Annotated in this window: 17 protein-coding genes; 3 read left to right on the top strand and 14 right to left on the bottom strand. The window is 56.1% G+C overall.

Translation table 11 applies throughout. The features are described from left to right. Nucleotides 1–4 precede the first annotated feature (4 nt). The 5 genes from ACSX1C_RS16505 to ACSX1C_RS16485 form a co-directional block, all read right to left on the bottom strand. Nucleotides 5–3,385, bottom strand: coding sequence for a DEAD/DEAH box helicase family protein (locus tag ACSX1C_RS16505; protein ID WP_439887038.1), 3,381 nt, complete (start codon nt 3,383–3,385; stop codon nt 5–7). Nucleotides 3,386–3,435: 50 nt separating this feature from the next. Then, nucleotides 3,436–4,917, bottom strand: a complete 1,482-nt coding sequence (locus ACSX1C_RS16500; RefSeq protein ID WP_439887037.1) for a sigma-54 interaction domain-containing protein — start codon at nt 4,915–4,917, stop codon at nt 3,436–3,438. A 245-nt stretch (nt 4,918–5,162) separates the two neighbouring features. Then, nucleotides 5,163–5,447 carry a hypothetical protein gene (locus ACSX1C_RS16495; protein ID WP_439887036.1) on the bottom strand — a complete coding sequence of 95 codons (285 nt, stop codon included), beginning with the start codon at nt 5,445–5,447 and terminating at the stop codon, nt 5,163–5,165. Between the two features lie 11 nt (nt 5,448–5,458). Beyond that, nucleotides 5,459–6,619 (bottom strand): Arm DNA-binding domain-containing protein, encoded by a 1,161-nt coding sequence (locus tag ACSX1C_RS16490; protein ID WP_439887035.1) that lies wholly within the window; start codon nt 6,617–6,619, stop codon nt 5,459–5,461. Then, on the bottom strand, nt 6,612–6,845 hold the full coding sequence (locus ACSX1C_RS16485) for a hypothetical protein (RefSeq protein ID WP_034021807.1): 234 nt from the start codon (nt 6,843–6,845) through the stop codon (nt 6,612–6,614). The genes ACSX1C_RS16490 and ACSX1C_RS16485 overlap by 8 nt, the downstream gene beginning before the upstream one ends. Before the next feature lie 148 nt (nt 6,846–6,993). Between ACSX1C_RS16485 and ACSX1C_RS16480 the strand changes: the two genes are divergently transcribed. Next, a complete protein-coding gene (locus ACSX1C_RS16480) occupies nt 6,994–7,206 on the top strand; it encodes a helix-turn-helix domain-containing protein (protein WP_128723350.1) in 213 nt (70 codons plus the stop codon). A 17-nt stretch (nt 7,207–7,223) separates the two neighbouring features. On the opposite strand, the gene ACSX1C_RS16475 is transcribed toward ACSX1C_RS16480, so the two are convergent. Both ACSX1C_RS16475 and ACSX1C_RS16470 read right to left on the bottom strand, forming a co-directional pair. Continuing rightward, on the bottom strand, nt 7,224–10,337 hold the full coding sequence (locus ACSX1C_RS16475) for a hypothetical protein (protein ID WP_439887034.1): 3,114 nt from the start codon (nt 10,335–10,337) through the stop codon (nt 7,224–7,226). Beyond that, nucleotides 10,334–12,856 (bottom strand): hypothetical protein, encoded by a 2,523-nt coding sequence (locus ACSX1C_RS16470; RefSeq protein WP_439887033.1) that lies wholly within the window; start codon nt 12,854–12,856, stop codon nt 10,334–10,336. The genes ACSX1C_RS16475 and ACSX1C_RS16470 overlap by 4 nt, the downstream gene beginning before the upstream one ends. A 420-nt stretch (nt 12,857–13,276) precedes the next feature. Between ACSX1C_RS16470 and ACSX1C_RS16465 the strand changes: the two genes are divergently transcribed. Continuing rightward, nucleotides 13,277–13,834, top strand: a complete 558-nt coding sequence (locus ACSX1C_RS16465; protein WP_108116130.1) for a hypothetical protein — start codon at nt 13,277–13,279, stop codon at nt 13,832–13,834. 65 nt (nt 13,835–13,899) lie between these two features. Here the strand turns inward: ACSX1C_RS16465 and ACSX1C_RS16460 are convergent, their stop codons facing one another. The 4 genes from ACSX1C_RS16460 to ACSX1C_RS16445 all read right to left on the bottom strand — a co-directional run bounded on the left by ACSX1C_RS16460 (nt 13,900) and on the right by ACSX1C_RS16445 (nt 16,150). Further along, on the bottom strand, nt 13,900–14,505 hold the full coding sequence (locus ACSX1C_RS16460; RefSeq protein ID WP_247722938.1) for a DUF6088 family protein: 606 nt from the start codon (nt 14,503–14,505) through the stop codon (nt 13,900–13,902). Nucleotides 14,506–14,507: 2 nt separating this feature from the next. Further along, nucleotides 14,508–14,771: a BPSL0761 family protein gene (locus tag ACSX1C_RS16455; RefSeq protein ID WP_023131001.1), complete on the bottom strand. Its 264-nt coding sequence runs from the start codon at nt 14,769–14,771 to the stop codon at nt 14,508–14,510. A gap of 118 nt (nt 14,772–14,889) precedes the next feature. After that, entirely contained in the window at nt 14,890–15,321 is a 432-nt protein-coding gene (locus tag ACSX1C_RS16450) for a hypothetical protein (RefSeq protein ID WP_247722936.1), read from the bottom strand. A gap of 127 nt (nt 15,322–15,448) precedes the next feature. Then, nucleotides 15,449–16,150: a hypothetical protein gene (locus tag ACSX1C_RS16445; protein ID WP_439887032.1), complete on the bottom strand. Its 702-nt coding sequence runs from the start codon at nt 16,148–16,150 to the stop codon at nt 15,449–15,451. A gap of 700 nt (nt 16,151–16,850) precedes the next feature. Between ACSX1C_RS16445 and ACSX1C_RS16440 the strand changes: the two genes are divergently transcribed. Beyond that, complete coding sequence (locus tag ACSX1C_RS16440) at nt 16,851–17,084, top strand: helix-turn-helix domain-containing protein (RefSeq protein ID WP_105446919.1); 234 nt, start codon at nt 16,851–16,853, stop codon at nt 17,082–17,084. Between the two features lie 118 nt (nt 17,085–17,202). Here the strand turns inward: ACSX1C_RS16440 and ACSX1C_RS16435 are convergent, their stop codons facing one another. From ACSX1C_RS16435 to ACSX1C_RS16425, 3 genes are read right to left on the bottom strand one after another with little or no spacing between them, the layout of a single operon-like run. Beyond that, nucleotides 17,203–18,393, bottom strand: coding sequence for a Wadjet anti-phage system protein JetD domain-containing protein (locus ACSX1C_RS16435; RefSeq protein WP_439887031.1), 1,191 nt, complete (start codon nt 18,391–18,393; stop codon nt 17,203–17,205). After that, a complete protein-coding gene (locus ACSX1C_RS16430) occupies nt 18,344–21,649 on the bottom strand; it encodes an ATP-binding protein (protein ID WP_439887030.1) in 3,306 nt (1,101 codons plus the stop codon). The genes ACSX1C_RS16435 and ACSX1C_RS16430 overlap by 50 nt, the downstream gene beginning before the upstream one ends. Beyond that, on the bottom strand, nt 21,646–22,395 hold the full coding sequence (locus ACSX1C_RS16425; protein WP_439887029.1) for a DUF4194 domain-containing protein: 750 nt from the start codon (nt 22,393–22,395) through the stop codon (nt 21,646–21,648). The genes ACSX1C_RS16430 and ACSX1C_RS16425 overlap by 4 nt, the downstream gene beginning before the upstream one ends. Between the last annotated feature and the right edge of the window lies 1 nt (nt 22,396).

The following is a 22,396-nucleotide window of genomic DNA, read 5'->3' as shown; positions in this document are numbered from 1 at the left end:
ACTCCTAGTGACTGGTGGGCGGGGTTTCCCCGCGCAAGAAGGGCTTGAGCACGGCCACCAGCTCACCCACATCGGCAGGGCTAAACACACCGTCGATGCCTTCGTGGGAAATGCTGGAGAATGGAGCGTCGTAGAGCTTTTCGATGACGATGCTGCCGTGCTGGGCGATGTAGCTTTTCAGCAGGTTCATAAAGCGCACCTGCTGGGCCGTGAGGCTGGGGTGGGTATGCAGGAACTGGGCGAAATGCTGCTCGATGGCCTGTACATCCAGGCCGATCAGCTCGCGCACGGTCAACTGCAGCTCGCTGGCGGTGCGGCCATAGAACTCGTTGAGCACCTGCAGGCTGACGCCGGGGTGGCTGGTGAGGATGGTCGAGGTCAGCGAGTTCAACTCCTGTTCGGCAATCGGCTCGCCCTTGTGGATTTTCTGCAGGGTCGGGTTGGCGGTCAGCATGCCGTCGAGGATGTCCTTGAGGCGGCGACGGTAAGCCAGCGCCTCGTTGGCGCCGGCAATGGTGACCTTGCGCTCATTAACCTCTACGCCGGTATCACGGGTACCTGTGCTGGGCATGGCATAACCGTCCGTGCCACCGGTTTGGCGGTATTTCATGATGCCCCGCAGCTCCTGCCGGGCGCGCTCCAGCTTGCCCACGTTGGCGTTGAGCCAGAAGTCCGCGCTGCGAACCTCCGCGATCAGGGCATCCTTCTGGCGCACGGCCTGGATGTTGATGGCGAGCTTGTCGATCTCTTCCAGCAGGGTGATCTTGCCATCCTCGAAACAGCTGGCCTGTTCCACCAGGCAGCGCTCGATACCGGCGATGAGTTTGTCGAGCGCGGTGGCATGTTTGTCGCGCAGCACACGAGCCGACATCAGCGGAGCGATGGTGGTCGCCAGCAGGTGCTGGATCTTGGCGTCGAACTTTTGCAGCTGGTCGCCCTGCTGCAACTGGTGCACGGCACGCAACTCGCGTTTGACGGCAACGCTGCTCTCCGGCAGGTCGTTGATGTCGGCACGCAGCAGCTCGATGGCGACATCGAAGGCAGCAGCATGGTTGTGCTTGAGAGCGGCCTGCGCCAGCTCCAGGCGCGCTTCGAAGGTGGTCTGCAGGAGCGACTTGCCGCCCTGGTCGTCCGGCTCTTCGTACTCCTGCTCGAAGAAGTCGAAGTTGCCGTAATGATCGAAGATGAGGAACTCGGTCTTGTGCTTGCCCTGACCAAACAGGTTGGGGCGCAGGCGTGTGCCGCGACCGATCATCTGCCAGAACTTCACCCAGGATTTGACCGGTTTGGCGAAGACCAGGTTGACCACTTCGGGCACGTCGATGCCGGTGTCGAGCATGTCCACCGAGATGGCGATGCGGAAGTCGTTGTCCGGCTTTTTGAATTCCTTGATCAGGGTATCCACGTGCGGGATTTGGTTGTGGATGACCTTGCAGACCTTGCTGCCGTGCTGCGGGTAGAGCTTGCAGAAGAGCTTTTCCAGGTGCTCGGCATGGTCCTGACGCTGGGCGAAGACGATGGTCTTGCCGACCAGTGAGCCGGTCTCGTCCTTGATGCCGTTGTTGATCAGGTTTTCCAGGATGATGCGGTCGGTGTCTTCGCTGAAGATCTTGCGACCGATGTCCTTGCCGGCGATGGTGGTGCGTTTGGCCTCCTCCTCGCCGAGGTCTTCTTCGAGCTGGCGCTGCTGTTCCTCGCTCAGGTCGTTGTAGTGGATGCCATCGCGCAGGAAGTCGGTGGTGAGGTCTTTGACGCGGAACGGCACCAGGTAAGGCGGATCGTTGTTGATGGCGGCATCGAGGCCGAACTCGAAGGTCGGGTCGGTGGTCTCGCAGTCGAACATGTCGAAGGTGTTGCGGCTGATGAACTTCACCGGAGTGGCGGTGAGGCCTACCTGCAGGGCATCGAAGTAATCGAACAGGTCCCGGTACTTGTTGTAGATGCTGCGGTGGCTTTCGTCGGCAATGATCAGGTCGAAGAAGCCCACATCGAGCTGGGCGAAGCGGTTCATCATGCCCGGGTAGGTGGCGATGTAGACGCGGGCGGTCTGGTCTACCTTGTTGGTTTCACCAATCACGCAGCGCGGCTCGCTGGGCAGGTTCTGCTTGAAGGCATCATCGGCCTGTACGCGTAGCTCCTTGCGGTCACACAGGAACAGCACACGCTTAGCCCAACCGGTGCGCAGCAGGAGCTCGGCCAAGGCGATGGCCACGCGAGTCTTGCCCGTGCCGGTGGCCTGGATGATCAGCGCGCGGCGGCGCTGATTCTGGAAGTGAGCGGCAACCGTTTTAATGGCTTCGATCTGATAGGGGCGGTCAGCGATGTTCAGATCCGGGTTATGACGCTCCAGCTCCGGTTTGCGATATTGGCGCTGGTAGATCAGGTATTCGAGGCTGTCCTTGCTGTAGAGGCCATACACCGGGCGGTAGGTGTTGTACTGCGCGTCGTCCCAAATGAAGGTCTCGTAGCCGTTGCTGTAGAAAATCACCGGGCGTTGCATGCCCATGCGCTCGAAGCCGTCGGCATACATGCGCGCCTGTTCGCGCCCGGCCTGCAGGCTGACATTGCCGGATTTCTTGGCCTCGATCACGGCCAGCGGCTGACCGTTATCACCCCATAGCACGTAGTCCGCACGGCCCTTGCCGGAAACGTTATCGGGGAAGTCGACGTCCACTTCCTGGCCGACCTGCGAGGGATTGCTGATATCCCAGCCCGCCTGCACCAGCATGGCGTCGATCAGCAGGGCGCGGGTCTTGGCCTCGTTCCACTGCAGGCTGTCGGCTACCTTCTGGCTCTGCTGCTGACGCTTCTGCTGATCCGGCTTGGCAGGTGGTTCCAGCTTGTCGAGATTGCGGGTGCGTTCCTGCTCAAGCTTCTCCATGACGCGTTGCAGCTCTTCCTGCTGCTGATTGAGTTCCTTCTCGTAGCTGGAGACGGTCTTCTGCAGGCGGACGAGGGTCGCGGTCGGATCCTGCACCTCGGCAAAGGGCGGAATATCGGTCTGTGCGGTGCCGTAGTACTTGATGGCCATGTACATGGCCAGCTGATGGGCGGTCTTCAGTGCCAGTTGTGCATTGCGCAGGTCACCTTCAGCGCCGTGAGCAGTATCGTTGCCCTGGATACGGAGGAAGTTGATCTGGTGAACCAGCGGCTTGCTGACGCAATTGGTGAACACCGAGTTTTTCACCAGGTCGTAGAAGGTTGACTGCGGCATACGCGGCAGCAGCTCTTCCTTGTAGATGGCTTTGGTCAGCTCTTCGGCGAAGCTGCGCAGGCGAGTGAGCGCACTGCCCGGGTCGATATGCAGAACGGCTTCGGCGAGGCCAGCGAGGTTTGCCAGCAGTTCATTGCCGGTGCGGAGAAACTCGAAGTTGACTGATTTCATGTAGGCGATTCTGTCCATGAGGGCCCTAGAGCGAGGACCGTGCCAAGTTTTTATTCGATGCCGTACTTTTCCATCCAATTGCTCAGCGTTTGCTGGCTTTTGAGGCCTAGCAGGCTGGCCGCACGGGTCTTATTATTGCCGGTAAGCGTCAGCGCTTTGCGCAGATAATGCCCGGCCACTTCGGCGATTACCTGTTGTAGATCAATGCCTTGCGAAACATCCATGGCCAGTACATCGGCCTGTGCGTGGGGCAATTTGAACAGCGCTTGCTCGATATCATGAGCAGCAATCAGATCGCCCGAACACCAGAGAGCCGCGCGCAACAAGGTGGATTGCAGTTCGCGAACGTTGCCACGCCATGGGTACTGAAGGATAAGATTTTTTGCTTCTGCGGAAATTTTCTTATCGCCGAGGCTGGCATCCTGACTGGCAATGCCGGCCAGCAGCTTTTCCGACAGTAACAGCAGATCACCTTCGCGCTCTCTGAGCGGCGGGAGGTGCAGCACACCCACAGCGATGCGATAAAACAGGTCTTCACGGAAGCGCCCGTGAGCAACTTCCTGCATCAGGTTGCGGTGAGTGGCGGTGATCAGCCGCACATCGACCTTGAGTTCCTGGCTGGAGCCTACCGGGGTAAAGGTGCCTTCCTGCAGTACGCGCAAGAGGCGCACTTGCACATCCGGCGTTAGCTCACCGAACTCATCCAGAAACAGCGTTCCGCCATGGGCCTGTTGGAACACCCCGGGCCGATCCGCAATAGCGCCAGTGAATGCGCCCTTCTTGTGGCCAAACAAGGTGGAGTCGATCAGCTCCGGCACGATGGCTCCGCAGTTCACCGCAACAAAGGGCGCTGCAGAACGTGGACCGGCGTTGTGAATGGCGCGGGCAAACAGCTCTTTGCCGGTGCCGGTTTCGCCGTAAATCAGCACTGGGACCTGCTTCGCCGCGAGTATCTGCGCCTGAGCCTTGAGCGCTAGCATGCGCTCGCTCTGCGTCACGATGCTGTCGAAGGCTGCATCCACGGGGGCATCCAGCCCGGCGAGCTGAACCAGCTTGTCGGTACTGATGGTGTCGGCGGCCGGCACATATTCGGCCGCGATCTCGAAAGGCACTTCGACCTGCTGCACGCCTTGCTCAAGTGACGACTGGTAGAAGGTCGCCGGATAGCGTGTTTTCCCCAGCAGAATCCACACTGCTTGCATGGCCGGTGTGCCGGGACTGAGAAGAATGGTAAGCTGATTACTGGAAGTACTCAGGCGTTTTAAATGCTGGCTGGCGGCCTGGTAGATCTCCCCGAAATGAACGGGAGAAGACAGGGAAACGTAATGCGCGGTGATTGCTACATCGACCTGCTGGCGCAGCCAGGCCAGGTAGAGTTCAACGCGCTCGGCGGGGTATGAACAAAGCAGCTCAACTTTATCAACAGCCACAGTGTTCAGGGTCGCCAGAATCGGGCCAGCCTCAGCACCAGCAACTGCTTTGAGATCATTCCCGCCCACCCAGCTGGCCAATATGAGCTGCTTCTTTACCACTGTCCCTATACTCCCGCCCCCTCTTGCCCATCAGCAGGCAGGAGAAAAATGTGCTCTGGTTCGCGCCCTGGATAGTAAACCAATCCGTCGATCCGGGTCCTTACATGCCTGACTACATGTTCAAGTTGAGCTGTGGCCGGCAGGGGGGGCGGTAACCCAACCCAAACGAAGATTGGCGAATGAATGGAATAGTCTCGCCACTGCCAGGGTAGAACAATGAAGGGGCCTTTCGGCCCCTTTCGAACTTAGTTACCCAACAGGCTCTCAAGCTTCTCGATCAGATAGTCCAGCGGACTGCGACCCTCCAGGCGCTTCTCGAAAACTTCGTTGCGGTGGTAGGCGACCCAGGTTTCGAGGGCATGCCGATTATCCTTCTCGTAGCCGGAGCCGAGGATGCAAATAAGCTCGGTGCCATGGGGGTTCTCAAGGTAGTGACTCATGGCGGAAGCCAGATGCTTGAGGTACTTATGCTCGCGGGCCTCCATCGATGAATGCAGAGGGGTCACGTTGTCACGTTTGATCAGTTTCATATGGAAGCTCCTCAGGCCTTGAGATTGGCTTTAATCAGGTTGTCGAAGGCGCTGCCATCGCGGCGAGTCAGGTTGGGGACATAGCGCGAATAGACGCGGAACAGCATCTCGGTGGTGGAGTGTCCCATCTGCCTGGCGATCCACTCCGGGTTTTCGCCTGCAGCCAGCCAGAGGGTCGCGGCCGTATGACGGGTTTGGTAGGGACGCCGCCTGCGCAAACCCAGGTGACGCAGCAGCGGATACCAAACCCGGTCGTTGATGTTGCGGTATGCGTGCGGCGTACCTTCGCGGGTGCTAAAGACAAACTGTCCGCTGCCGGTTTTCTCCCGCTGGCCGAGGAGCGCCTGGTAGACCGGCTCGGACATATCGATCTCACGCTGTGAACCGTCGTTCTTGGTGTAGTCGAGCTTGCCGCCCACCCAGGTTTCACGGATCAGAATCTGCCGCCGCTGAAAGTCGACGTACTTCCATTGCAGGCCATCAACTTCGGCCGTCCGCATGCCTGTGAAAAAGCGCACGGTGTAGTAGTTGCGGAAGTCCTCACGCACTATGCTGAGGATCTGCAGCACCTCATCCAAGGTGAAGGGTTCCACGTCTGTCTTGGGGACTTTCAGTGATTTGATGTTGAGATATGGCGAGGTAAACTCGAAGCGGTCAGCTGCCTCACTAAGGATCATGCGCAATGGCGTCATGATGTGGTTGATTCGCGTCGCTGTCAGACTCTGACCTTTCTGCCCGGGGACTTTGCCGAGTGCCGAGCGGAATGACAGAAGCTCTGCTTTGGTGATGGCGCTGACCTCTTTTTTGCCGAACTCAGGCAGCAAATGCTTATCAAGGGTAAGGCGCACGGTTTTGGCGTGCGTATCACGCCACTCGACCCTCATCTCCTCAAACCACAGTTCGGCAAAATCCTTGAACAGTGGTGTTTTCAGCGATGTACAGCCAGCCTGCAGCCGACTGATCTCTTGTACTTTACTGCTTTGAGGGAAGTAGGTTGCGTAGTCGAAGCAGCCGAGGGTGATTTCCGCCTCTATGCGCTCAAGGATCTTCTCCAGCTTTTTCCGGTTAGCAGGCGTATCAGGCAACGTGGTCTGCTCGCGGCAGCGCTGATCCAGGTAGGTGAAGTCAAAGAACAACTTTTCGTTGTCGGCACGGGCACGAATCTTACCCATGGCAGATGCCTCCACCAGCCATCGGAACCAGCCCAGAAGCCCGCGAGAATTTCTGCATGTCTTCTTCGACAGCTTCCCAGATGAAAAGAATCTTGCGGCCGCCAAAGGGACGGAAGTAGTGAATTCCTTCGAGCAGGACTGAATCTTTCAAGCGATTACGGATGGTGCGCGCGTCGTACCTCATGCGCGTGGCCAGCTCTTCGGTAGTCAGGTATGTGTGAGACATGGATATGCCCTCTCTGCTAAATTGAACGACAGCGGATTCTTATGAGCTTCTGAACACTCATAATGACCTCCTGCAGATCAATATAACGCTCATTTTGAGCTTTGCAAGGACAAAATGATCTTCTGAAGATCATTTTTTGGAGATTGTGATGGTCAAGTGCCATTTGTCTCGCTTACTGGGCGAGCGGAAACTGAAGATCAGTGACGTGGTCAGGGACACGGGGATCAACCGCGGAACCCTCACGCGGCTCTATCACGAGACCGCGCAGAGGGTGGAGCTCAAGGACCTGGAAACGATCTGCCAGTACCTGAACTGCCAGGTGGGAGAGTTGCTGGAATTGCAGGATGATCCGGCGGGCTGAATGCCATCCGGGCTTGGTCAGGCACGGAAATGCCAGTCGATGGAAGCCATCAACATCAGGTAGCGCAAGGCGGCGCCGGAGTGATGGTTCTGCTCCTGAGCAGTGGGCTTGGCACCTGGCAAACGCAGCATCACTCGAATGCCTATGTGGCTGTTCTGACTGCTTCGATTCTCCGGGACTTGTTCAATGAACCTCAAACGAGGTTTTCCCAGAACCGTGCGCCAACGGCTTTTGGTTTGCCTGGACGTGCGCTCATCGTAAACGATGAACTCAGTATCAGCCAAAGGGATGCCCAGTTCCGATAGCAGCCACAGGTACTCACGGGCACTCTGATCATCCCTACCGGAGTAGAAGCGCAGTGTCGTCTCACTCGCCCAGCAGCGCTCCACGAAGTCGTCCAGCACTCGACTAGCTTTGGCTCTATGCCGGCCGCTTAGCAGGCGATAGAGTTGATCCGCATAGGCGGCTACCCCAGCCAGACCTCCGTGCCTAGGCGGTCTTGGGACAAGCTCAATTCTATGATCTGAGTCAGAGGTTGCTGGGCTCTGCAGGCGATGCTTACCGAGATGGCTGATGTATCTCGCCCGTTCCAACATGGCTAATCGATCCGATTCGGAGAACTCTACCCAGTCCATATTGACCGAGTGCCCCGATGCCTCCGCGTAAGCCTGGTACGCGAGCATGGATGAAATGTCATTCATTCTCGTCAGTGCCCATCCACCGTCACTCCTCTGATGGCAAATCAGCGGACGCTTAACTTTTCCTTGGTTGCTGCGCCTATAGACCCGCATGCGGCCGATGATTCTCTGCATGTGCCTAATCTCTGCAGGCAGGCCTGGTGCAGGTAGGTCGTCAGGCTTGTTTGGCAAACTGACTTGGGCAATTTGCGCTATGACATGGCCAGGCGGCCAAAATTCAGGATTCCACTGCCAGCACAGCGCCGATAACCATGGCATGCAATGAACATAGTGCAGTAGGGATGTTTTGGGACTCGCATGCCCGAGCACAGCGCTGGTGATATGGATCACCCGTCGGCTGGCGGCCTCCGGGGAGTGAAGAAAGGCTCGGTTGAACCGTTTTGTGTCCAGCAGCCAATTCATGGTTTGCGCATGCTGACAGAACAGCAATCCAACCGACTGACTAACACCGAGGGCTGAAGCGGCCAGCTTAAGCGTCAGCCAAGTCGCGGCCGAATGTCTCAGGTGGTGAAAGTGCACATCGCTGCACCCAGTGACACGGCGTAGTGCGTCATGAATAGCCGGCATCAGTGTCGATTCAGATACCCATAGAGTTTGGAATTCCGGGATACAGAACAAAAATTCCGAATATGGCCCCTTCAGCTCTTCATCATCGCGCAGCCGGGCCAGGCGCTCGATGAGCTGCAACTCATCTGGCTCAAGCAAAACATGAAGTGGTAGCGTCCTTGTCGAGTTACGTGTTTTTAACGCACGCTGAGCATGTGGTCGAACATGCAGGTTGACCGGTCGTTCAGGAGCAATCAATCGCTCAGGCGACAACGGCTTGAGGGTCAGATGTCTACGCCTTACTGCAGCGGCACGCTCAACAGACAGCGCAGGTAATTGCAGATCACGACGCAGCAATTTCAGCGCCTCATTACGACGCAGACCTAGGCGAAAACCGAAAATCAGCATCACCTGCGCGACCATTGCGAGGCGTGGCGAACGCTGGCTCAACGGGCCTGCAGCTAGATCTCGCAACGCTAGGCTATATTGCTCCTCGCTGATGATCTGGGCATCGACGAACTGAGGTGTTTTCCCAATACCCAATGCCGCATAGGGACTGATAGGTGGATACGCAAATCTTTGCTGTAGATAGCCATGAAATTCCAACAGCCCCTTGGCTAGGTTTCTCCTCATAGGAGCTGTGGGTTGAGCTTCGAGCATCTGCTCATAGAGTTCCTCCAGCGCATCCAGTGGAACATCCAGGATCGATTCAACAGAGAGTATATTGTCCAACCTAACACCAACATCCCGCAAATAGTTGGCCACTGTTTTCGGCTGTAATGGGTTGCCATAGAACGAGCGACCGTGAAGCAGAAATGACGCCCAGTCGCCAATAAGCGCTTCAAGGGCTCTAGCTGGTTGCTCATTTTCGAATGCTGCAATTTGCCGCTTGCGGACTTTTCGGCACAATACCGTTAACCACTCGGGAACATTTTGTTCGGGCCTGCGAAATCGGTGCTTTTTCCGTTTATGTTTCTCTTCGCTTCTTGGTACTGGTGCATTCCCGTTCAAATGCTGCCATGAGTCCGACAAAACAGAGTGCGACACAAATTTGGATCTTGTAGCGTAATTTATTAGCAGCTGTGGCAACTGTGTTTGACGCTCGATATGCAGCAACTCAAACACTCGTTCTAGAGAGGCTGGCTGGTTATCAGGGCAAATTTCTCCTGTGGCCAGCGCCGCTTGAATACACTTTAACTTCCCGTCCTTTCGAGCCAAGTAAGACCGGTTCTCGGCTAGATCTTCAGCACAGCGCGATAGAAATGCCAGCGTTATCGGGTCTGCAAACCATTGCCGGTCTTCAGCTTCAGGTTGACCTCGGATTGACAGTCTCAGCCGGAATTCTGGGATTTCAGAGTTCCAAAGCGCCTGACCCGGCTCAAGCTGAGTCAGCGCATTCAGCTGGGGAATGTCCATCAGGGCACCGTAGTAGGCAGCACTCAGAAGAAGCAGCCCAATCCGCTCAATGGGCGTGAGTTGTTCTAGATCACGCCTGATGGCGCGCTCCAGCGAATCAACCATGTCTTGACTGGCCGACAGATTCTCTGCGGTGTACAGGTCTGGATTAATCGGATTAGGGCGGCGCTGCGTTTCGATCGCTCTTAGAGCAAGCGGCAAATTTGGATTAAACTGCTGCGCACGAGTTGTTATATCTAGTAGAACGTTGCGTAATGCTGTGCTTTCAAGTTTATTTTCGAGATTACGCATTTCTTTAAGGGGAAAGCTTCGCAGCGAACGTTGCCCGCAGAGCCATTCCCCGATGCTGTTACCGGAGCTTTTGCAGTATTCCTGGAGCGTCAGAAGATATCCACTTTTCCACTCTGGATCATGTTTATCCGGACTCCAGACAACAGACAGCATCTCATCCGAAAGTCGTGAGCTGTTCATACATCAGCCTCCGCAACCAAGTGGCTGTTGCGAACCATCCAACCGATCTCCCGCATGAGTGGCAACAAGTAGGTATGAAGGCCTTGGACATAAGTACGTGGGCAAAAGCTCGAGTAAATATCTTGTGGCTCTTCGCCACTCAGCCAATGGCCCATGAAAGCCGACAGTGTTTCAGGTGGGCATCCGCGCTCGGCGAGCTCTGTTCTTAACAGTTTGCGGAATCCATTCACTGGATGAGGTGTGAAACCCTCAATCTGGCGCATTACAGCTTTGATGTGGAGCGGCCGAATTTCCTCGTAGAAAAGATATCCCCCGTCGGCTAACCGGATAAAAAAACCGTTAGTAGGGGCCGGCAGCTGGAGTAGATGAGACTCAAGTTGTGCGGTAATTGCACTGCAGTGAGCCTTATAGGCCTGTAACTGTCGCCTTAACAGGTCAGGCAACACCACGAGACGACTCATATGTCCATCATCTGCGCCCTTGTCACCCAGCGCGCTGTGCCCGCCGCGCGATCCAAATTCGTCTGTCTGCTTCAACGGGTTACGAATGGCTCGACATCCAGTTGCCATAAAAAACATCTGAACCGTCCACAGCGAAAGACAGTTGTGCCAATGAACCAGTTGCTGAATATCGTTACGTGGGCGCTTACGCAACACAGCCAGCAACGCCTGGAGATTGGCTTTTACCGTATCCAACCTTAGGCAGTTGCGGGCACCAACAGCCGCCTCCGGAACAGCGGGCATCGGGGCACTTGGAGCCTCCAGGCCCACGGTGGCATAAACCGCATTTAAAACCTTCTGAACTGACTGGCGATAAAGGCCTCGTAAATAGTTAATGCTGTACTGGCTGTAATACAGTGGCGTATTAGCTGATAGGCAAGGCATGCCCGATAACATGGTGGCTGCAACCACATCGTGAGTGTCCGCGATGATTTGGCGATGTAGATAGGAGCGCACCTTGTGCATCGTGTAGCGAGGATCTTCGCCCCCAAGCTCGCTCAACAAGGTGCGGATTTCACGCTCTAGGTCTTTGACCTTGCAGGTGATAATGGCAGAACCGTTCACCGGCGACAGGTCCCGGACTGCCATAACGAGCGCAGCTGTCCCAACCATATCTGGTACCGCGATTACTGGTTGAGACTCTCGAACGGCCTCTCGAGGCAAGTGCTCTTCCGCTGCATAGTCCGGTGTCGGTGCAAAAAATCTGAACTCCGCCGGCCCTGCCTCATCAGCCAGAACCAACTCCAGCACCTTGCTCGGACGCGCATTCCGCTCAGCTATCCACAGCTTTTTGCAGTCCTCAACCGATCGACCAAACCACAGCATGAGATGAAGCACCAGCAGTGCCTCCAAGCGCCTCCGGATCTGTATCTGCGCCAATGCTGGCGCAGTACGAATACGTTCCCTACAGAGCATAAATTCATCAGTGACTCCAAATAGGAGGTTCGCTAGCTCATACTGCGTGAGCAGGTTGTAGCCAAACGGTAAATACTGCCGACTGCGAGCAATATGAGCGAGCATGCCCTCATGGCTGAGCAATTCAGCTACATATGGTCTGACATCACCTCTTGTATCGATCAAACATATTTCGCGCGCCGCGGTTATTTCGCCCAGCGGCAGTGCTTCATCTAAATCATCGTCTAGCGGTTGATGCGCCACGAAGCTTATATATCCAGGGAGCAAATCAGGGTCGTCTGGATCCTCGAGCGGGAACTCGGTAGCCCCTTGGCTAATCAGCACACCTAGGCCTGCGCTATTTGAACCGCCATGCTGACGATGGCCACCGCCACCGTGACGTTCTGGCGGTTCCTCACCACCTAGGTAGCGAGCGAGACGAACTATTGGTGGGTAGTACTCTGCTAGGTAATCGATTGAACTGCCGGCGTCGAATTGGCGGCAGCCCTGCGCAAATACGGCAGAGCTGGACCATATATTGAGATCATCTGGTATAGACAGTATCTGCAGTGCGCAGAGCGCTCGGAGTTCAAGGTAAGCGCTGTATCTCTGCCCGCGCAGCCCCAGGCCATCCGCCCTTTGCTGATAGGCCACAAGCAGCTGCCCAATAAGACGGTAGTAATCCTGCTCGCTTTCTGAATCCGCAGGTTCGTGCCACAGTGTCGCGTATGGGAACGCGTGCTCCTGTACACCCCTACCGATGACCGGGTTACGCGTACGCCGCTCATCTCCCTGGTAAAACATGGAGCCCAAAGCCGCAATAAAATCAGGATTGTTTCGGATTGAAATAATCCAACAGCACTCGTCCCGCCAGGCTCTGAAATCGCACGCGCCTAGGCTGAGCTCCGGCGGTACGTCCATGGCATCAAGCGCATTCACAAACCCCTGCATGACTCGGGGGAAATCAATTAGCTGCGGATGAACATCTAGAAACCTCAGCATCTCCGCTATCACACCAACATCACGCCCAGCATCTGCAGCCAACGCTAGCAGCTGTGCATGCCGTGAGTCAGGGCTGATGTGTGGCTGATCTCCACTCGCCGAATGATTGGATGTATCTAGCATTACGGGCTCTCACTTTTTGGATTACTACCTGATAGTGAAAGTCCCAAGGCCACTGGTTTTGGGGGTAGAGCTACGCGCCAGGCAATTTTATTTTTGAGTTGTTCAAAATCCCGCGCATGCGCGGAAAAATCGTCATATCGATACATCCAATATGCCCAAGGCCATTCTAAAGCGGCGCTACGAGACAGACCTGCTGGCCTACTAGCTGATCTTGACTGGACGGTTGAGATCAGAGTCATGCGGCCCGCTCATTCAAAAATCCGCGCATGCGCGGATTTTGGTATTGGTCGCACTGGCCCAGGTGCTACAAACAATGCCTCGCTATGCAGCTTGGTAAGCCGGGGGTATTCAAAGTCGCACTCTGAATACAAGGCCACGCAAATAATTGCCTGGTCGTCTCATGTATTAGGAGAGAGCACGATGAATGACTGGAAAGCATGCGTTGGGAAAATGAGCGATCGGGAGGTGGCCAGGCGCTTTGGGCTGGGCGCCAGCACCGTTCGACGATTTCGCCAATCAAATAACATTCTTGGGTTCTGCCCCGAAGACACCGAGCTGTCACCTGATTTGATTGTGCAACTGGCGAAGGAAACCAATTACCGACTGGCAAAAAGATTTGGTGTTTCCATCAAGCGAATCAAGCGTGCGAGAGCGGAGCTGAAGATCCCAGAGTCAAAGATCAGTCGTGAGCGTTTCAAACCACTGGAGGACATTTGGACTAGCGAAGCCATAGCTCTACTGGGGATGATGCCGGATACAGAAGTCGCTGACCGTTTAGGCGTCAGTAATTTTCCGGTCAAAAAAATGCGTAGGGAGCTTGGAATACAAGCGTACAAGCGACCGTTGCCCGAAATGACACCCGAAATTATCTCGGAGTTCGGGGGCCTTTCCGACGCCGAGATCGCCCGCCGGCTCAGCGTGTCGGTGAGCTATATCCGCAGGGCGCGGATAAATATGGAGAAGGGCAGCCAGCAATAGATGCAGGTCCGACCCTGATAGAGGGATAGGCAGCCAAACGGAGTGTCTGGCTGCTTCTTACCGGCTCATGTTGTCTCCAGCGCTGCGCGCATCCATTTCGGCATTCTGCAGGCCACTATTTTGCTCAGGTCTTCGGGGCTAAGAGCTTTTTTGATTACAGCAACACACTCCGGCGTAGTACCACCTTTGCCGAGATAAAACAGAGCGCTGATGGTCATCCCCACTTTGGTTCCTGCGCACTGCATCACCATCGGAGCAGCATGCACGAGCCTGATCTCGGCCTTCCCCACAAATAGCGATCGGCTGGGGCCGCTCGTGTAATAGATCGGAATGACTGGCATCTGTGTACTCAGCCCGAATCGCCTCACGGCATCAGCGCCGTGGATCTGCAGCTTCCAACGGTTCTGCCTGGCAATCAGATTCACCACGTCCCAAGGCCCAGGACGATGAACCCGACCGGTGTACTGGCTGTATTTCGGCCGCATGTAGATGCCACGATACACATGCTCAAGCTCGCCACGGCGAACAAGTTGGGCGACTGCCTTGGAGATGGCCGAGCTCGAACCAAGCTCTGCAAGACACCTGATGCTGAAAGGCCTCCCCTTGCGCAGATGCTTCAGCCGCTGCGCGACGAGGTGAGACACCGGCGGTTCAAAATTTGGGCGGGACATCGCTATCGAGTCGACTCCAGCGACGAGCAGAGCAGCGGCTGGTGGAAGGCGATCACCCGCCGTCGGTATTCATCTTCAAGCGCTTCGTTTACCAGACATTCCTCAAGGCGCCCCAGCGAGAAAATCTGGTCGGCAGATGGATAGTGCCTGAGCAGGCTTTTCGCATAGCTGCGGATATCCTGCGGTAACCCCGAATGACGGGAGAGTTCACGCAGGAACTCCTCTGTTTTGACGATGGCGCGTGTTCTTTCATAAGGAAGAGTCAATCTCGTTATCTCCTGGCCATGAACTCAAAGTCCCGGATAGCTGGCTCACCATCGTCCACCACACAGCGCGTAGTTCAGCGCTGCGGCCATTGGGAGATCCCATACGGCCCAATCCTGATCAGCACCTGCGATCATGATCGCGCTCCGTCTCAGCCTCCTGCTGTTCCATCCACTTGGCCAGGCCCCATATCGTGGTTCCCAGCGCCAGCAGCAGCCAAAGCAACCATTGCGGAACTTGATATTGGGCGCTTAGCCAGAGACCTGCACCACCGCAAAGCATCACCACGAAAAACCATCTCATCAGCGTGCGCTCCCGATTACTTACGAGACACACGGTAACTCGATGTTCCGCTGCGCTAACGCAGATGCCGCAAATTTCGTCAGTTCCCAGATTGGGAAATGAGGATGAAATATTTATGGATTTCCGACGCAGCCGTCCTACTGCCTTAAAATCTGGCCGCTTGGGAATAGCGTGAGCATGGCTAAATGACGCCTCCTTGCTCCGCTGCTCGCAGTGGAGGGGGCGGCGATGAGCATCCACGATGCTCATCGCTTACTCCTGGTCACCAACGTACAGGCTGCTTGAAGCATTAGCACAACCTCAAAAAATCTGAGGGACAAACGCCTAGAAAGCCTCCTGTCCAGTCCAAGTTCGGACAAGGGAGCCCCAGGAGGGACTATGGGTTGCCAGCCATCTGTCGAGCGTAATGGCGATCGCTGAGGTCTTTCTTGGGGTCAGCTTTGACCCAGCGCTCAGGTCTGTTGCAGTTCGTGCAGGTCAATATCTTCTTATCAGGGCTGAGGCTGTATAGGAGGCTCTCAGAGCCAACTTTGATCTTCAATCCAACATCTGAAACCTCGAACCCTGGTACTTCCTGCCCTATTCGATCCATGGTTTCAAAGCGGAACGACCAGCGTTTAATCTGACTTTTTTGCCAGATAGTCATGATAATAAGGGGGTCTTGTTTCGATGTCCTTTGATAAACCCAATCCCCTTCATATTGACCTAGCTTGGCCGCTTCTTCGTCTCGTTGGGCCTGCTCATAAATTTGCTCCTGCATCTTGAGCAGTTCGGCATTTAATGCTTCTTCATCCTTGAGTGCTTGGTCTTTCAGCATCTGCTCTACGTCATAGGGCCCTTGAGGGTCATACTTCCAAACCGATACGTCATTGATGCCAAGCACCTTGCAGTTGAGACAATCGACACTCTGCTCATCTACATTTCGCGTGAGGGCCAATCGCTCGGAACTATTAACATCATCAAGGAGTAACTTTTTATCTTTTACTGAAACATCCATTTTAACCAGCGGTTTGATGCGACCGTCGTTCACATCCTCTCCAAATATCTCGGCCTCATCACCGTGAACGTTGAGAACCATTACCCGCTCGCTACCGGGTATCTTATAACGATACGCACCTGTGAAATCCTCACTGCCGCAACCAGCAAAAATAGAGCTAGCAAGAGCTAATGAAACAAACCTAGAAAAGTTCCGCATAAAATCCTTTACGGCAAATCACATAATCAATGACGTACGACCAGACTGACGACTGTGGAAAAGCTAATCAGCCGCATTGTCCTGCTATTAATCGAATCTTAATGCTGTAATCCATATGGCGTTCAGTTTCATGTAGATCCTTTGGCTTAAAGTCTCGTCGAGAAAAATTAACAATCTCCGAATCAGTGAACCCATACTCCTGCATTCTTTCCAACGTGCACGAACAGAGCGCAGGTGAGGACCCGCGAGCCTTGGAAGCAGCCTCGCATCTTTTAACAAGTTGCTGAACTCCAGTTTCGCCAGCGAAGGCTCCTGATTGCAAAAAAAATGCAAATGACACATAAGCAGCTATGCCAATAATCCTCATATACTTTTAACATCCTTCTATTTAACTGCTTATTTATCGGAAATTAATCGTTTGCACTGAATTACAGCCGATTACGAAGACGGCATGTAGGAAGGCAGCCCTGCAATTCGCTGGGGTGACGTCATGCCATGAGGTCACGTTTTACCAAATTCACAATATACTGTGAAGACCAGAGATGACGCCGCCCAGATAGTCCTCCCTTTTGGGGAGTCATCTGTGGAAGTCGGATTGGCGTTCGGAAAGGTCCTGCGCAGACGGCGTGTCGAAGCAGGATTCACCCAGGAGCAATTGGCCCATGAGGCGGAATTGCAGCGTAACTACGTCAGCCTGATGGAACGGGGCATCAACCAGCCAACGATCACCACCCTGATCAAGCTAGCTAACCCCCTGGGCTGCACCGCAGCTGAGATCGTCGACGAGGTGGAAAGACTCGTTGCAGACCAACGCTGAAAACCGGCCGCCTAAAGCGATCAACGTTGGAAATGTCAGAGAAGGCATATCTGAAGGCTGTGGTTTAAGGGTAGGCGGTCTCAGGATTACAGGGCTATTGAGCCCACCGCCAGCCGCTCTATACAGGGATCTTTCGAGCCCACTGCTCGATAGCGCGCTCAACTTGTTCCTTTGGCAGGTACTCCTGCTCGAGACGTCCTCGTTCTTGCACCAGCAGATACCGATAGAAGTCCGCTTCGTCAGGCAGCAAACCAGGTGGGGCCGAATCCAGAGCTTTGGTCGGCTCGACGACTGCGCTCACCGGTGAGTGCTGTTCAAACAGCTCTTGCTCCATCAATAGTGCTTCGACTGCTGGTTGATGGAGTCTCGCTCGCGCCAGCATCAGCAAGCCCCAGGTATCCATATCGCCCCAGTATGCGATCTGTTTCCCGGCCAGGTGCGCGGACGCTAGCCACTGCAAATCGAGTCCTGAGCCCAGCACAGCCAGGGTGTCCGGTAAGTTCTCAGGCAGCAAGTGAATGCATTGCTCATTTTCCACCACGAGCAATCGCGAACCGGGAAGTGGGGTTTCGGCCAGTTCCGCAGTGGTGAGTCTGAGCCGCTTGAAGGGCAACAGCTCAGGCTGAAGGGGAACGACCAGAACCCAGTGGCTGCTTTCTTCAAAGGCATCCAGAAAAGTCGTCAGGCCTTGCTCGGATGCCGCGCCTCCGAAGCGCTCGTCGAGGAGCCAGGTCAGCAAGCTGGCGTTGCGCTCGAAAAACTTGGTGTCTACGCCGTGCTCGGCAAGCAGGCGCAGCGGACGGCCTCGGGCACAGCCTGGCGACAACCGGGTGGCGAGTCGCGCCGTGGCGACGACTTCTTCAGACGGCTTCGTCAACCACAAGCTCCGTTGTGCCACCAGCAGCGCATGAAAGGCACTGTCTACCTGCTCGACCAGATACTCGAGTTGAGCGTATTCCTGGCTGACCCTTGGATCATCGCTCGCGGCAATCCATTCGGAGGGGCTACGCAAGTGCCAACGCATCGGCAAGGAAATGGGGGACAGCCCTGCTCGGTAGCTGACGGGCTCCCAGTCGACTTTACCCACGTTCACGCTCCGCCAGTTCTCCACATGCCGGAGTACCGCCTGGATGTTGTCAGTGAACAGACGTGCCGAAGGCTTGCCTATGTTGAGGCTTTGCGGCCAGCTAGCGGGATTGAGCAAGCGTTCCAAGCGTACGCTGGAGCGCTGCCATTGTCTGGCCAGGCTGCGACTGATGTCAGTGGGCGACTTCATGCATGGCCTTGATGCGCTGTTGATGATGCTCATCCAAAGCTTCCCAGCTCAAGGAAACCAGACTGGATTCCACGCCGCGCCGATGAACGACGACTGCCGAACGCGTATGGTGGCGCAACAGGCGCATTTCCTTGTTGGGCGTGATGAAGACAGCATGCAGGCCGAATTCCCTCAGCGCTGCGATGATCCGACCGGCAACCGCATGGGAGCTGCGCGAGAACGCCTCGTCGAGCACGATGGTGCCGAACAACGGCCGGCTGCTGCCGTCGGGACAGAGCGCATAGCTGAGGGAAGCGGTCAGCACATAGGAGGCGATGATCTCTTTCTCGCCACCACTACCCCCCTGAGAACCTGTTCGGGTTTCGATGACACTCCTGCTTTCGCGATCGATCACCGAGACCGCGAACTCCAGGCGGAAGCGCGGATCCAGCAGCGCCTTGGCGCCCTGATTCCTGCTGTGCTCGCAAGCATCCTTGAGCAGGCCAACGAGCGCCTGCAATGCCTTGTAGTGGCTCTCGCCTTCATCATCGATGAAACGCGCCGAGTTCAGTTGACGCTGAGCCTGTTGCAAGGTGCGAAGGCTTTCATGAATGACCTTTTTCGCGACCAAGCGCAGATAGCGTCCGGGCTGAAAGTCGACACGCTGCATCGTACTGTTCAGGTCATCCAGGCGCTCCTCAATCATCGAGACTTCATGGTCGATATAGCTGAGCAACTGGGTGACGCCATCATCCGAGGAACGATTGAGGTATTCCAGAAAGCGCTTGAGTTTCTCGGGCAGGGCTTCCTCGGTCAGCACACGCAGACGCTCCAGATACCTTGGTACGTCCACCAGTTCTCGCCCGACCTCTGCAAGCGCGCCGGTATCGACCTTCAGGGCGTCGGACATTCGTTTGGCTAGCTCTGTTTGCTCATGACCCAATTTTTCGCCGAGCGATTTGAGCTGCTGTTGAAGCTCACGCGTATGCTTGCGCTCCAACTCGATAATGTCGCCGAGGTCTTCCGGGGCCAGAGTAGGGAAGTGCTCTTTCGCTAGTTCACGCTGCGTATCGTTCAGCCCTTTTTCCGCGCCGTTATATGCCTTACGGGTAGCGGATGCGGCCTGGTCAAACTGTGTTTTTAACTGAACGCACTGCTCGATCAGTTGGCGGAGCTGTTGGTCCAGAGACTCCAGCAGGGTCTCGGCTTCATCCAGTTCGACCTTGACCATGGCAAGGTCAGAATCGGGGCGCGTCAGGGTGGCCAGTTGCGTACGCAGCGATTCCAGCTGACTCTCCGCGCCCGGCAGATCAATATCCTCGAACTGCAGTTCTTCAACGCGTTTCAGCAGCGAAGCTTGAGTCTCCAGCTGACGGACATCGTCCTGCGCGGCATCCAAGGCCAGCTTGGCAGGCGCGAGCTGTTCATTGATCTCGTGAATCTGCTCGGCCAAGAAAGCCAGGCGGTCGCGGTTATCGAAGCCGGTCAGCCAGTCTTCATCCAGGCGCTTCTGATCCTGCTTGTCGAAGAAGCGTTCTTTGCCCGACATCAGCCCCTGGGCTGTCATGGCGTGAGGGGTATGACGCAATTGCTCCGTGCTTTCGACGCAGTGGCGGTCATTGTCCGCCAGTAGTGCCTTTACAGCTTCTCGGTACGGATGCTCCTTAAAGCTCAGCTTGCGGGTAAACCCATCGTCGAAGAACACAGGGCGCGACGACGGCTCCTTGACCTCCAACAAGCGCACATGCAAGCGGTTATGCCGTTGGTTCACCCAACGCAGTGCGTTCTGGGATGAGCCCTGCGGCACCAGGATACGGAGCCGGTGGCTACCGATTGCCCGCTCGATGGCACCCCGCCAGGTCAGCTCCTCGGGCTTGACCTGCACCAGCTCGGCAACGAAAGGCAAGGCCGACTCATCGACGCCAAGCTCCTGCGCCAGATCACCTCGAAAAGCATGAAAATGCCCGGGCAGGTTCGATCCTGGCCGTCTCTCAACCTCAGCACGATCCTGCTGTAAGCGCTGCAGGCGGCCATTGAGTTCCTGCTGAACGAGACCTGCATCGAACGCCTTCTGACGCGCGTCAGTAATTTGCTGGGTCAGTATTTCCAGGCGTGCCGCGATCTGCTGCTGATTCTCCTTGAGAGCAGCGGCCGATAACTCATCCGCTAGTCCAAGCCCCTTGGCCAAGCGTTGGTATTGCTCGGCTTTCAGGCGGCGCTTATCGCATTCCCGGACCCAATCAGCAATGCGCCCGCGTAATTGATCTATCCCTGCGCCACCTACTCGCAGGTAGCTCTGGCGATGTTGATCGACCACACCCTTCTGGATCTCAAGCTGACTCCTGCATTGCTCCTGATCCAGTTCGGCCTGTTTGTACTCCGTCTCAAGCCTGTTGGTTTCAGCCAACCATAGGCGATACCCCTGCTCGGCGAACCAGACTGGAAGGATGCCTTCGAGGGCTTGTTTATCTTGCAGCTGTTCTTGCAAGGCCCTGTAACGCTCCCAGCCATCGGCGACCGGTTGCAATGAGCGCTGCTGCTTTCTAGCGGTTTCCAGCTCTCGGTGGATGTCAGTTAGATCATCGAAGCTGCTGGCGACCTCGGCAGCCCGCTCGAAGGCGGAGCGGTCATCCAGCACCAACTCGCGAAAGATCTCATCAATACTGTTGAGCTGCTTCAGGCCGGCAGCGCGGTTGAGCAAGGTGAATGCGTTTTCACCGACCTCGAAGTAATCCCTTAGCCTGGCCAAGTAGGCTTTCTTGCTGAGATAAGGCCAGATACCCGTCCCATCCTTCTCCATCTGACGCAGAGCCCGCATACCGCCTGCGTGATGCTGGCTGAGCCAGTGTTCCAGAGTCTGCTCGGGGGACTCGCTTAACAGCCAAAGCTTTTTCAGATCCGATGCCGAGGAGCTTGTGCCCTCGAACCAGAGCACAGCGCCCAGTCGAACCTGCGTACCATCACGCTCGAGCGTGGCGGCAATGGCGGTGACCGTCTTACCCTGGCGAGCGATATGAGATTGCTCCACCCCCCCGTCCCCAGGGCCGGTGACGCCCCGCACATAGGACACCAGATCGCGGTCGCTCTCATGCCCACCCGTGGAGGCCAGGTTGTAGCGCGGATTGGCGCACAGCAAGGTCATCAAAGCATCCACCAGCGTCGTTTTACCGCTCCCCGTCGGGCCGATCACGGCGGTACCGGAAGGATCGATCTCGGCACGGTGATAGCCCTGAAAGCCGCCCCAGTTATAGAGTTCGATGCTGGTGAGAATAAACGTCTCGCTGTCACGCCAGAGTAGTGCTTGCTTCACACCTCGTCCTCCCCATCACCGGCAGCCGGCGTAGCCGCACCCTCCACCTGCTCGCGCAGCCATGCCACCAGAGCCTGCAGGTTCTCCGGGTTCGCCAAGTGAGTGATGATGGGGCGAATGATGACGCGATCATGGGCGTCCAGAGCCGACACCAAACCATGCCCCTTGAGCTGGTCTAGCAGCGTGATGATGCGATTGCGCTCCTTCGCCTCACTGCCCAGTTCGCCCAGGTAAACCTGCAATTGGGGAATCAGCTCATCAACCGCTACCAGTGCCTGACTGGCGCCCGTACCGCTTTCCTGTTCGTAGGCGATGAAATGCTGTCGCAGAATGGCTATCAGCAGAGACTGCTCCAGATTCAGCCTTTGCCGACGCACGAGGGGGTGCGACCAGTCATCCTGCTCGGCCACCTCACCCTGGCGAACGATAACAAACACCAGCCCCCGAACCTCGTCGACTCCCATGGCAAGGTCGAGCGGCTCCAGGATTCTGTCGACCGCCTCGATATTGGAAAGTGCTGAGCGATACAGGTTGGGCTTGTGGCTTTCTTCCAGCAGCCCGTACTTGAGCATTTCCTGTACGGCCTCACGTACCCGTTGCGGCGTCCGGCGCTCATCGACCTGTACAGCGGCGCTCATGACAGGCTGTTCATCATCCATGCCGTCATCCAACGCCATGGGCTCCACCGTCAGCTCCGTTTCGTCGGCGCCAGAGGCGCCTGCAATTCGATCGAAGATCCCTGCCATG

This window comes from Pseudomonas sp. MBLB4123, assembly GCF_051904775.1.
Classification (GTDB): Bacteria; Pseudomonadota; Gammaproteobacteria; order Pseudomonadales; family Pseudomonadaceae; genus Aquipseudomonas; species Aquipseudomonas benzenivorans_B.
Note: the sequence above shows the minus strand (reverse complement) of the source record. Positions and strands in the feature narration are given on the sequence as shown.

Excerpts from the sequence above, each read along its gene's own strand:
- ACSX1C_RS16505 (WP_439887038.1), bottom strand. The coding sequence starts at position 3,385 with ATGAAATCAGTCAACTTCGAGTTTCTCCGCACCGGCAATGAACTGCTG.
- ACSX1C_RS16495 (WP_439887036.1), bottom strand. The coding sequence starts at position 5,447 with ATGAAACTGATCAAACGTGACAACGTGACCCCTCTGCATTCATCGATG.
- ACSX1C_RS16490 (WP_439887035.1), bottom strand. The coding sequence starts at position 6,619 with ATGGGTAAGATTCGTGCCCGTGCCGACAACGAAAAGTTGTTCTTTGAC.
- ACSX1C_RS16485 (WP_034021807.1), bottom strand. The coding sequence starts at position 6,845 with ATGTCTCACACATACCTGACTACCGAAGAGCTGGCCACGCGCATGAGG.
- ACSX1C_RS16480 (WP_128723350.1), top strand. The coding sequence starts at position 6,994 with ATGGTCAAGTGCCATTTGTCTCGCTTACTGGGCGAGCGGAAACTGAAG.
- ACSX1C_RS16475 (WP_439887034.1), bottom strand. The coding sequence starts at position 10,337 with ATGAACAGCTCACGACTTTCGGATGAGATGCTGTCTGTTGTCTGGAGT.
- ACSX1C_RS16470 (WP_439887033.1), bottom strand. The coding sequence starts at position 12,856 with ATGCTAGATACATCCAATCATTCGGCGAGTGGAGATCAGCCACACATC.
- ACSX1C_RS16465 (WP_108116130.1), top strand. The coding sequence starts at position 13,277 with ATGAATGACTGGAAAGCATGCGTTGGGAAAATGAGCGATCGGGAGGTG.
- ACSX1C_RS16460 (WP_247722938.1), bottom strand. The coding sequence starts at position 14,505 with ATGTCCCGCCCAAATTTTGAACCGCCGGTGTCTCACCTCGTCGCGCAG.
- ACSX1C_RS16450 (WP_247722936.1), bottom strand. The coding sequence starts at position 15,321 with ATGAGCATCGTGGATGCTCATCGCCGCCCCCTCCACTGCGAGCAGCGG.
- ACSX1C_RS16445 (WP_439887032.1), bottom strand. The coding sequence starts at position 16,150 with ATGGTTCTCAACGTTCACGGTGATGAGGCCGAGATATTTGGAGAGGAT.
- ACSX1C_RS16435 (WP_439887031.1), bottom strand. The coding sequence starts at position 18,393 with ATGAGCATCATCAACAGCGCATCAAGGCCATGCATGAAGTCGCCCACT.
- ACSX1C_RS16425 (WP_439887029.1), bottom strand. The coding sequence starts at position 22,395 with ATGGCAGGGATCTTCGATCGAATTGCAGGCGCCTCTGGCGCCGACGAA.